Origin of the sequence: Novosphingobium sp. ST904 (genome assembly GCF_001298105.1) — a bacterium.
GTDB lineage: Bacteria > Pseudomonadota > Alphaproteobacteria > Sphingomonadales > Sphingomonadaceae > Novosphingobium.
This window is the reverse complement of record NZ_LGJH01000115.1, coordinates 21172-31416: the sequence shown is the minus strand read 5'-3', so window position 1 is coordinate 31416 and position 10245 is coordinate 21172. Positions and strand designations below refer to the sequence as shown.

The window sequence follows — 10245 nt, the reverse complement described above, 5'->3', positions numbered from 1 at the left end:
CGCTCCCTTATCGGAGCGGAACGTCGTTCCTCGCATGGGCGATCGTCAACAACAACCAGCCCGTTCCCGACGTGTTCTCCAAGATGACCAAAATCGCAGCTTCGGGCCGACTGGGCCTGCTTGGAGCTTGACCCTTCAAACCCCTCCCAGAAGTCCGTAACAAGGCTGAGCGGCCCGGAAATCGTCCCTATAGCGACGTTTCGGCCTCCCCTGTCCTCTCGATTGGATCGCCTCCTATCCGCCTGGCTTTTCTGGAAAGCCAATCTGCGACGTTTCCGTTGGGCGCTATGATTGGGCGAAGGGAGCAGCGTTTGAACAGTCATCAATCAAAAAACAAATAGCGTGTCGGCGAAGCCGGCTCATCATGGGGATGCCGGGTGCGAGGATCGCTTTAGCGATCCGGGGCGGCCGTAGGCCGCGAGCCGGCGGGGCGAAGCCCCAAGAGGCGGCGCTTTTCTTCTTTTCCGGAGCTGTGGGTGCGTTGAGCGCCAAGTTACCCACAGGCAAGGCTACCCCAAAACTCACCGTTCGCCTTCTGATTCAATAATTCTTCTTAGATTCAAGATTCAGGGGTCTGCAAACCCGCAGAAAACCTAAGAAAGTGCCCGTGAAAAGTGAGTGTTGGGGTCGAGTCGCGTGAGTTTTGGGGTGGCCTTTGGTGAGTTTTGGGGCCGGTAAAAGTGAGTGTTGGGGTCGAGTCCGGTGAGCTTTCGGGTAGCCGCCTGATCGACGGTGAGTTTTGGGGTATCTCCTCACCGTTCAGCGAACGGCGAGTTTTAGGAATTGCCTGGCTCACCATTGCTGCTAAGGTGAGTGCATGTCCCACGCAACCTCACCTTTGAACGGCGTGAAGGCACAGCTTGCCCTGGTCGATACCCCGGCCCGCACCCTCGCGCAAAAAGGGCGCGGAAATCCGTTCGATCCGGCCAATTATGGGGAAATCGTCAAACCCGGCGAACTGGTCGATATTGTCGAGTTGACCCCCCTCACCCTCGCCGATCGCCGAATCTACAATCTGTTGATCGCCAACGCTTGGGAGCGCATCGGCGAGCCGGTCATCCATCGCATCGCCAAGACGGCGCTCAAGGGCACGCACCAGGGCAATGAGCGCATCGAAAGCTCGCTGCTGCGCCTGATGGGCACCATCGCGATCGTCACCATCCGCAAGGCCGGCAAGAGCTACAAGCGCCGCGTCCAGCTCCTCGGCCCCAGCGACGAAAGCCTCGAAAAAGACGGCTTCCTGCACTATCGTATCCCCGAGGAGCTGATCGAGATACTGCGCAACAGCGAGGTCTATGCACGCCTCAAGACGCAGTGATGTATTGTTTCGAGTCGAAATACGCGCTGTGCCTCTATGAGATGATCGAGCGCCGGATCGGCCTCGAATACAAGCAAAGCGAAGAATTCACGATCGCGGAGCTGCGCGGGCTGCTCAACGTGCCCGAAGGCAAGCTCGAACGCTTCGCCGATCTCAACAAATATTGCCTCAAGGTCGCCCAGGAGGAAATCAACAAGCTCTGCCCCTTCTATGTCGATTTCACGCCGATCAAGAAGGGCCGCAAGGTCGAAAAGGTCGCGATGCTGTGGATGTCCAAAACATCGAGCGGCCGCCGCGACGCGCAAAACCTGATCGATCAGCACAGTATCGTGCGACGGGCGAAGATGCGTGGCGGCATCCCCGAAATGCCGGTACTGGTGGATTTCAACCTGCCCGCCGCCGAACGGTGAGCCCCTACCCCAAAACTCACCTTTGGCGCGCCGTGCTACGATCCGCTGCGCTTCACCCTTCGCCGGCGTCGAGCGCACGGCTGACGGTGAACTGAATCCATGCGCTGCGGCTGATGCCGCGCCGCTTCGCGGCGCTATCGACCTTCGCCAGCAAGGCGCGGTCGAAGCGCAGCATGACCGGCGCCTTGCGCGGCCCATCCTCGTCCGCCGCTGCGATCGGCGGCGTCGCCGGCTTCGCGGCCCCGGCAATGAAGGCGTCCGCCGCATCGTCATCAATGGGCGGCTTCGGATTGCTGTTCGGTTTACGAGCGATAGCCATCGCACTTCACTCCGCTATCATCATGCTATACAAACACCGCACCTATCAGCGCGGTCAGCTCATCGACTGCCTTGGCGTCGCGCGGGGATTGCTCCAGCACCCCCCTGCCCTCGGCCGCCGCGTTCGGGAACGCCTTGCGGCGCACGATCGATGTGGGCAGCACCTCGATCCCCTCGATGTCGCCGATCATCTGCAATGCCGCCTCATTGTCGCCGCCCTGCGGGTCCGCGCCATTGAGGATCGCAACGGCGCGCAGCCCCTCGTTGATCTCGCGCGCCTCGGCCACCAGCGTCGCGACCTGATCGAGCGCCCATACATCGAAGCTGCGTGGCTGCACCGGCACCAGCAACGTGTCGGCCACGGTGAGCGCGGCGCGCAGCGAGCCGGTGTCGCGCCCACCCACGTCGATGATAATATCGTCATATTTGGGCGCGAGCTGGCGGACCTGGCTGCGCAGCGCAGCGCCGGTAAGGGCGACGGCGGTATAACCGGCTTCGCCAAGACCTTCGGTGCGAAGCTGGGTGAAGGTGAGGGCGGTTCCCTGCTCGTCGCCGTCCACCAGCAACAGGTCGCGGCCGGCAAGCGCGCGGGCCACCGCGAGGTTGACCGCGAGCGTGGTCTTGCCAACGCCGCCCTTTGTGTTCCCGACTACCAATATCATAGTGCCCTCACTCTGCCTGCTATCGTTAATCGAACCAGCATGATCTGTCCATCACAGTGATATACATTTCTAAGGCCGCTCACTCTCCGGCGCTGGATCGTCATCCTCGTCAAGCGGATCGTGCCGCATGGCCCCATGGTCCTCGATCGGGCAAAGCGGCGCTCCAGCCTCTTCCAGCCATTTGCGCGCGGTCCTGACGGTATAGCCGCACGTCACGCACTCGCATTTGAGCATCCGGGGTTTCTGCTTCTTCGGCGCGGTGGACTCGCCGTCCGTATCGAGACGGGCATGGGGGAGGGGGCCAGCAACATCGAGGATCGGCACGATGGCGGCAAGGAAGGCATCGCCGGGCGTGGTGGCACGCATCGGCCCGACCAACCCCAGCCCAAGCGCGACCCGTTTAAACGCCTTCCCATGCCCTGCCGGGATGCCGACAGCGGCATGGACCAGTTCATGCGCGAGGATGGCCGCGATCTGTGCCGGCATGGCGTCGGGCGCATGGGCAAGGTCCGGACGGATGAAGATTTCAAAATGGCCGTCCGCGCTCAGCCGGTTATCCCAGCACTCGCCGATCGCCTTGCCCTTGGCTCCCGCGCTGGTGAAGCCGATCGCCACGCGCACCCGGTCGGGCAGGGGAGCTTCCAGCGCCTCAAAGAGCGGGGCCATGCCCGCCGCCACCCGATTGAGCCAGCTTTCCCGGTTGTCGTGGGTCATCGTCTCTATTCCCTTCAGATCGCCTGTCCGGCGATGGCCATGCCATCGGCCGGAACACGGACGCCCAAGAACGCCGGCGAGAGAGGGGGGCAGCGGGAATCGACGGGGTGGAGCGGGCGCAGCGAGGCCCAGCCGAGCGAGCCACGGCCCGTCTATTCCCGTTGCTGGGGAGAGGGGGGGCGGAACGTCCTCTCCCCACTGAACAAACGACATGCCGGCCAGCGCCGGCACCTTGTCCCCGAGATCCGCGCACGCGATCTCGCCCGCCATGTGGATCGTCACCGAATGGCCAAGACCGCGTGCGGGCTTGGGGAGCGCAGCGACTAGAGCCACGGTGCCGCGCAAGCGGCAGGCGCACAATGGTTGTAATTGTAGCTCAGTTGAGCTACATCGAACACGGATCACAGGAGGTTCTTATGGCCGCTACCGCTTTCGTGCGTGCGCGCATCGACGAAACATTGAAGGATGAAGCCGCCGCCGTCCTGGCCGAACTGGGGCTGACCGTATCCGATGTGGTCCGCATGACGCTCACCCGGGTCGCGAAGGATCATGCCTTGCCGTTCGAGCTGAAAGTGCCGAACGCCGAAACACGGGCAGCCATCGAAGCCTCTCGCGCCACGATGAAGGCCCGCCGCGCCCGTTTCACCGATCCTCAGGAAGTCTTTGATGCCCTCGACCAAGAAGCCCGCCAGCAGTAAGCGCGCCTCGCTCCCCCGAGAGGCGTCTTATGAAAAGCGGTTCGCGAAGGATTGGGAGCGGTTGTCGCGCAGCGGGCGCTACAACATGAAGCAGCTCAAGGAAGCGATGATGCTCCTCATCGCCAACGACGCGCCGCTTGGCCCGGAATGGCTGGACCACGCCCTCAAAGGCGATTGGAGCGATCATCGCGAGTGCCATATCGGCGGCGACTTCCTGCTCATCTACACGATCGAGGGAAATCTGGTGAACTTCGTGCGCGCCGGCACGCATTCGGAACTGTTCGAATAGCCTGCCGCTTCCTGGCGAACACAAGAAAAGCAAGCGAAGCGCTACTGTTTGGCTATCTTTTGTATATCGCTTGGATAGCGCTCGCCAGCAATGAAGGGGAAGCCATGAAGGCCATATTCATCCGCCACGGCGAAAGCACCGGCAATGCCGGCATGCCCTGTCACGATCTGGCGACGATCGAGGCCACGAACAGACGCGCCAGGTTACCGCGAGCTTGCCCGAAGCCGACCCCGCAGTATCACGTCACCTATACCCGCACCCGGCAGAGCGCCGCGCTGCTGATCGCGTTTCCCCGCCGTGCGGGTCGAGACGTGGCCCATAGGAGAGAGCTTTAAAACAATCCTGCGATGCAGCGATGGACGCCTCAGTTCACCTGACGCCGGTGCTTGCCACCATACTTCTTGCCGCAATAGTCATCCAGTTCCCGCATCTCGTTCACGGCGGCGGCGACCAGCGCGGTGGCGCAGGACAGACCGCTGTCCGGTGTAGCCATCCGGGCCTCCACGCGATTTCGCAGTTCCTCGATGTCGGCGCGCGACAGGACGTTCTTTTCTCGCAAATAGCAGATCAGGCTTTGCAACAGGATCATTGCCTTGTCGCCGGGGGCCACATTATCGTTGTTCATCATCTTTCCGGTATCCTCTGGAGCGACCGTATTCCTCGGCCTGTAATGAGAAGATGATATGATGCTGAACAATTGTCCAGTGCCCGGGGACCTTCAGCTCACCAAAATGCCAATCGAGCTGCGCCAGCCTTGGTCCGCGCGCACTGAGCAGGTCCTCAATTGCACATTGCGGCGAGTTCCCGGCGGAACAGCGACGCCATGTAGTGGCGCAAGATTTTGTGGTCTCGGTAAGGAAACAGCTCGGCCCCCGCTACCATTCCCCAGGACATGGTGATGATGAAGTCCACCACCGTTGATCTGTCCTGTGGAGATGCGCCCGGCGCCAAAGAGGCCAGCGCCGCTCCCAGGCTGGTGCGCAGCCGGACATCCGCCTTGCGATTGATCTCGGCGATGATCGGGTTACACCCCACTGTGGCCACGAATTCGCACATCATGCGGCGATTTTCATGCGATGGCTCATCGATGGCGATTCGCTCGATCCAGGCGAGGATACCTTCGCGATCCCCCACCGCGACCGCCGTCTCCAGCGTCTCTTCCTCGAGCCATTCAGCAAGGTCGGCTTCGCAGATGGCGGCAATGATCGCCTCCTTGTTGGCAAAGTCCCGATAGATCTGCCCCACCGCGATGCCGGATGAACTGGCGATTTGGGCCATCCCGGTCTGATGGAATCCGCGTTTGACGAAGAGATCGCGGGTCGTGGCCAATATATGCTGCCGCCGCGCCGCAGAGCGGGGTCCCCGCACTCTTGCGACCGAATTGTTTTTTGCCACCATACCTCCCTAGCTTGCATTCGATGCTGCGGCGCAATAAAGAGCCGCTGATCGTGAGTGATTATTCGCTCTCGTGATAACTTGGTCAACGGGCAAGCTCTATGAAAAAATGCACTCCATTCATCGCGCTACTTATTACTGCATGCGGTGGAGGAGGGCAGCAGGGGGTCGCCGGCCCGCCGGAGGTGGGGGTGGTTACCGTCCGCGAGCAGACCGTGACGCTCAGCAGCGAGCTTCCGGGGAGAACCAGCGCTTTCGAAGCTTCCGACGTGCGCCCGCAGGTCAACGGCCTGATTCTCAAGCGTCTGTTCACCGAAGGCGATCAGGTGCGCGCGGGACAGGCACTTTACCAGATCGATCCCGCTCCCTACGAGGCACAGGTCGCGAACGCGCGCGCCGCACTCGTGCGGGCCAGATCCTCAATCGCATCCACAGCCGCTCTGGCCCGCCGCTACAATGATCTGGTCAAGATAAACGCGATCTCGCGCCAGGAGGCGGAGAACGCAGTCACCAGCGCGCAGCAGGCCGAGGCTGACGTGTCAGCGCAGCAGGCGATGCTGCGCTCGGCGCAAATCGACCTGGCGCGCACCACGATCCGCGCACCGATCTCCGGCCGCATCGGTCGCTCGACATACACCATCGGCGCGCTCGTCTCCGCTTCGCAAACCGACCCGCTCACCACGATCCAGCGGTTGGATCCGATCTTCGTGGACATCCAGCAGTCGAGCGCCGATGTGCTGCGCCTGCGCCAGCAATTGCTTTCCGGTGACATATCGCGCGGTAGTGGCGCGGCGCAGGTGAAGCTCAAGCTGGAGGACGGCAGCACTTATCCGGAAAAGGGCGTGCTCAAGTTCACTGACGTCACCGTCGATCCCACAACTGGCAGCCAGATCATCCGCGCTCAGTTCCCTAATCCGCGCGGTCTGCTTCTTCCGGGAATGTACGTACGGGCCGAATTGGTCGATGGCACGAAGAGCAACGGTTTGCTCGTGCCCCAGGTCGCCGTGTCGCGTGACGAGAAGGGCAATCCTACCGTCCTCATCGTCGGTCCGGAAAACAAGGTGGAGATGCGCAAGATCACCGCGCCGCGCACGATCGGAACCAGCTGGCTCGTCACCAGCGGGCTGAAGCCGGGGGAGAAGATAATCGTGGATGGTGCGCAAATGTTGCGGCCCGGCATCGCAGTCAAGGCGGTGCCGGCCCAGCAGGGAAGTGACCAATCCGGTCAGCGACCTGCGCAGCGGGGGCAGTAACCGACCATGTCCCGCTATTTCATCGACAGGCCCATCTTCGCATGGGTCATCGCCATCGTCCTGATGATGGCCGGCGCGATTGCCATCCGCAGCCTGCCGATCTCGCAGTTCCCCGAGATCGCGCCACCGACCGTCACCATCAGCGCCACTTATCCGGGCGCCGACGCCGAGACGCTCGAACGCACGACCACGCAGATCATCGAGCAGCAGCTCAAGGGCATCGACAACCTGCGCTACTTCTCGGCGCAGTCCTCGTCTGCCGGGCGCGTGACGATCACCCTTACCTTCGAGCAGGGCACCGATCCCGACATCGCCCAGGTCCAGGTCCAGAACAAGCTCCAGGCCGCGACCGCCCTGCTCCCGCAGGAAGTCCAGCGCCAGGGCGTGACCGTCGCCAAGTCGGCGGCCAGCTTCCTGCTCATCACCGCGATCTATTCCGAGGACGGCACTCACACCGCCAACGACCTTTCGGACTACATCGTCAGCCAGATCCAGGATCCGGTCAGTCGCATCAACGGCGTGGGCGAACTACAGATATTCGGCACCCAGTACTCGATGCGTATCTGGGTCGATCCGCTCAAGCTGCGCAGCTACAATCTCACCATCGCCGACGTCAGCACTGCCGTCTCCGCGCAGAACGCGCAGGTTTCAGCCGGTCAGATCGGTCAGTTGCCGGCGTCCAAGGAACAGCAGCTCAACGCAACCGTCTCGGTCCAGTCGCGCCTGCAGACGCCTGAGCAGTTCGGCAACATCCGCCTGCGCACCACCGAAGGCGGGGCCGTCGTGCGCCTGCGCGACGTGGCTCGGGTGGAACTCGGCGCCGAAATCTACGGCTTCGATACGCAGTATAACGGCAAGCCCGCATCGGGCTTCGGCGTGAAGCTGGCATCAGGCGCCAACGCGCTTGACACCGTGGACGCGGTGAAAGCCGAAGTGCAGAAAATCGCCACGGGCTTGCCCTCGGACGTCAAGGTCGCCTTCCCTTACGACACGACCCCGTTCGTCCGCCTTTCGGTCGAGCAGGTGATCCACACGCTGGTCGAGGCGGTCGTGCTCGTGTTCCTCGTCATGTTCCTGTTCCTGCAGAACTGGCGCGCCACGATCATTCCCACCATCGCGGTCCCGGTCGTGCTGCTCGGCACCTTCGGCATGATGTCGATGCTGGGGTACTCGATCAACACGCTGACCCTGTTCGGCATGGTCCTGGCGATCGGCTTGCTCGTCGATGACGCGATCGTGGTCGTCGAAAATGTCGAACGCCTGATCCAGGAAGAACATCTGTCGCCAAAGGAAGCGGCGCGAAAATCGATGGACGAGATCAGCGGCGCGCTGATCGGTATCGGCATGGTGCTGTCGGCCGTGTTCCTGCCGATGGCCTTCTTCGGCGGATCGACCGGCGTCATCTATCGCCAGTTCTCGATCACCATCGTCTCGTCGATGGCGCTTTCGGTACTGGTCGCGCTGATCCTCACCCCGGCGCTGTGCGCCACGATCCTCAAGCCCCACGATCCCGGCAAGAGCGAAGGGAACGGCCCGCTCGCCCGCTTCTTCCGCTGGTTCAACGACAAGTTCGATCGTGGTACCCGCAAGTACGAGGGCGGCGTGCGTCGCACCGCCAACAGTTGGAAGCGCTCGGGCTTCGTCTATCTGATGATCGTGGCGGCCATGGGTCTGATCTTCATGCGTCTGCCCGGCGGCTTCCTCCCCGAGGAAGACCAGGGTACAATGTTCGCGTTGGTCCAGGCTCCTCCGGGCGGCACCTTGCCGCGCACGCAAAAGGCGTTGGACGTGGTGCGCGACCACTTCCTCAAAGACGAGAAGGCAGCCGTCGATTCGGTCTTCACGGTCAGCGGCTTCTCCTTCAACGGCCAGGGCCAGAACGCCGGCCTGGCCTTCATCAAGCTCAAGGACTGGAAGGACCGCAGCAGCTCCGAGAACAAGGCCCAGGCCTCGTGGGTCGCGCAATGGGCGTGTTCTCCAAGTATCGCGACGCCACGATCTTCGCCCTCATGCCGCCCGCAGTGCAGGAACTCGGCAATGCGACCGGCTTCGACTTGTGGCTGGTGGACAACACCAACATGGGGCACGAAAAGCTGCTCGGCGCGCGCAACCAGCTCCTGGGCATGGCGGCGGGCGACAAGCGCGTCGCGCAGGTCCGCCCGGTCACTCTCGACGACGCTCCGCAGCTCGCGGTGGACATCGATCAGGACAAGGCCGGCGCCCTCGGCCTCGACCTGGGCGCGATCAACAGCGAGATTTCCAGCGCCTGGGGCAGCGCCTACGTCAACGATTTCCTCGACCGCGGCCGCACCAAGCGCGTGTACATCCAGGCAGACGAGGCCTATCGCTCCTCACCCGAAGGCATCGAGAATCTCTACGTGCGCGGCACGAGCGGCGAGATGGCGCCGTTCAGGGCCTTCTCCACCCTGTCGTGGAAGACCGCGCCCGTCATCCTGAGCCGCTACAACGGCAAGCCCGCCATGCAGCTGCAGGGTGCGCCGGGCCAAGGCCTGAGCACTGGCGACGCGATGAACGCCATCACCGAGATGCACGGCAAGCTGCCGCCGGGCACTGGCCTGGAATGGACCGGCCTGTCTTACGAGGAACGCCTGAGCGGCGGCCAGGCACCGATGGTCTATGCCCTGTCGCTGGTCATCGTCTTTCTGTGCCTCGCGGCGCTCTATGAGAGCTGGTCGGTGCCGATCGCGGTCATGCTGGTCGTGCCGCTCGGCGTGATCGGCGCGGTCCTCGCCGCGATGCTGACGGGCCTCAACAACGACATCTACCTGCAAGTCGGCCTGATCACCACGATCGGCGTCTCGGCCAAGAACGCGATCCTGATCGTCGAATTCGCCGAGGAGCGGGTACAGTCGGGGATGAACGCCTTCGACGCGGCGATGGAGGCGGCCCGGCTGCGTCTCCGCCCGATCCTGATGACCTCGCTCGCCTTCGTGTTCGGCGTGCTGCCACTGGCGGTCTCGACCGGCGCGGGCGCGGGCGGCCAGAACGCGATCGGCCGCGCGGTGGTGGGCGGCATGCTCTCTGCCACGATCTTCGCAATCTTCTTCGTGCCGATGTTCTTCGTGATCGTCGCCCGCCTGTTCAAGCACGGACAGACCGACAGCAAGCCGCACGATCCCGACGCAGAAGAGCCTCACGCTGGCCGCGTGCAGCCGCAGGAAAGCTGA

8 protein-coding genes and 3 pseudogenes are annotated in these 10245 nt (G+C 62.8%); 6 read left to right on the top strand and 5 right to left on the bottom strand.

Annotated elements, in window-relative coordinates; genetic code table 11:
- Positions 1-817 precede the first annotated feature (817 nt).
- Positions 818-1728: pseudogene (locus tag ADT71_RS05085) on the top strand (replication initiation protein).
- A gap of 52 nt (positions 1729-1780) precedes the next feature.
- On the opposite strand, the gene ADT71_RS05080 reads toward ADT71_RS05085, so the two are convergent.
- The 3 genes from ADT71_RS05080 to ADT71_RS05070 form a co-directional block, all read right to left on the bottom strand.
- Positions 1781-2047, bottom strand: coding sequence for a hypothetical protein (locus tag ADT71_RS05080; RefSeq protein WP_017183077.1), 267 nt, complete (start codon positions 2045-2047; stop codon positions 1781-1783).
- 25 nt (positions 2048-2072) lie between these two features.
- Positions 2073-2708 (bottom strand): AAA family ATPase, encoded by a 636-nt coding sequence (locus ADT71_RS05075; protein WP_017183076.1) that lies wholly within the window; start codon positions 2706-2708, stop codon positions 2073-2075.
- A gap of 69 nt (positions 2709-2777) precedes the next feature.
- Positions 2778-3422, bottom strand: a complete 645-nt coding sequence (locus ADT71_RS05070) for a transcription elongation protein SprT (protein ID WP_017183075.1) — start codon at positions 3420-3422, stop codon at positions 2778-2780.
- Positions 3423-3838: 416 nt separating this feature from the next.
- Here ADT71_RS05070 and ADT71_RS05065 point away from each other — a divergent pair, with 416 nt between their 5' ends.
- From ADT71_RS05065 to ADT71_RS05055, 3 genes and pseudogenes are all read left to right on the top strand, one after another.
- The gene (locus tag ADT71_RS05065) at positions 3839-4120 is read left to right on the top strand and encodes a type II toxin-antitoxin system RelB/DinJ family antitoxin (RefSeq protein WP_007684554.1); all 282 of its coding nucleotides are present in this window, start codon (positions 3839-3841) and stop codon (positions 4118-4120) included.
- Positions 4089-4409, top strand: coding sequence for a type II toxin-antitoxin system YafQ family toxin (locus ADT71_RS05060; RefSeq protein WP_021246202.1), 321 nt, complete (start codon positions 4089-4091; stop codon positions 4407-4409). The genes ADT71_RS05065 and ADT71_RS05060 overlap by 32 nt, the downstream gene beginning before the upstream one ends.
- A 104-nt stretch (positions 4410-4513) precedes the next feature.
- A pseudogene (locus ADT71_RS05055) lies at positions 4514-4736 on the top strand (histidine phosphatase family protein); the annotation flags it as partial.
- Between the two features lie 37 nt (positions 4737-4773).
- On the opposite strand, the gene ADT71_RS05050 reads toward ADT71_RS05055, so the two are convergent.
- Together ADT71_RS05050 and ADT71_RS05045 are read right to left on the bottom strand one after the other, a co-directional pair.
- Entirely contained in the window at positions 4774-5037 is a 264-nt protein-coding gene (locus ADT71_RS05050; RefSeq protein WP_007684562.1) for a hypothetical protein, read from the bottom strand.
- Between the two features lie 152 nt (positions 5038-5189).
- The gene (locus tag ADT71_RS05045; protein WP_007684564.1) at positions 5190-5738 is read right to left on the bottom strand and encodes a TetR/AcrR family transcriptional regulator; all 549 of its coding nucleotides are present in this window, start codon (positions 5736-5738) and stop codon (positions 5190-5192) included.
- A 167-nt stretch (positions 5739-5905) separates the two neighbouring features.
- Here ADT71_RS05045 and ADT71_RS05040 point away from each other — a divergent pair, with 167 nt between their 5' ends.
- Both ADT71_RS05040 and ADT71_RS05035 read left to right on the top strand, forming a co-directional pair.
- Complete coding sequence (locus tag ADT71_RS05040; RefSeq protein WP_026002373.1) at positions 5906-7057, top strand: efflux RND transporter periplasmic adaptor subunit; 1152 nt, start codon at positions 5906-5908, stop codon at positions 7055-7057.
- Positions 7058-7063: 6 nt separating this feature from the next.
- Positions 7064-10245, top strand: a pseudogene (locus ADT71_RS05035) (efflux RND transporter permease subunit).

What these genes read in the sequence shown, in the direction of transcription:
- ADT71_RS05080 (WP_017183077.1), bottom strand. Translation starts at nt 2,047, where the DNA reads ATGGCTATCGCTCGTAAACCGAACAGCAATCCGAAGCCGCCCATTGAT.
- ADT71_RS05075 (WP_017183076.1), bottom strand. Translation starts at nt 2,708, where the DNA reads ATGATATTGGTAGTCGGGAACACAAAGGGCGGCGTTGGCAAGACCACG.
- ADT71_RS05070 (WP_017183075.1), bottom strand. Translation starts at nt 3,422, where the DNA reads ATGACCCACGACAACCGGGAAAGCTGGCTCAATCGGGTGGCGGCGGGC.
- ADT71_RS05065 (WP_007684554.1), top strand. Translation starts at nt 3,839, where the DNA reads ATGGCCGCTACCGCTTTCGTGCGTGCGCGCATCGACGAAACATTGAAG.
- ADT71_RS05060 (WP_021246202.1), top strand. Translation starts at nt 4,089, where the DNA reads ATGCCCTCGACCAAGAAGCCCGCCAGCAGTAAGCGCGCCTCGCTCCCC.
- ADT71_RS05050 (WP_007684562.1), bottom strand. Translation starts at nt 5,037, where the DNA reads ATGATGAACAACGATAATGTGGCCCCCGGCGACAAGGCAATGATCCTG.
- ADT71_RS05040 (WP_026002373.1), top strand. Translation starts at nt 5,906, where the DNA reads ATGAAAAAATGCACTCCATTCATCGCGCTACTTATTACTGCATGCGGT.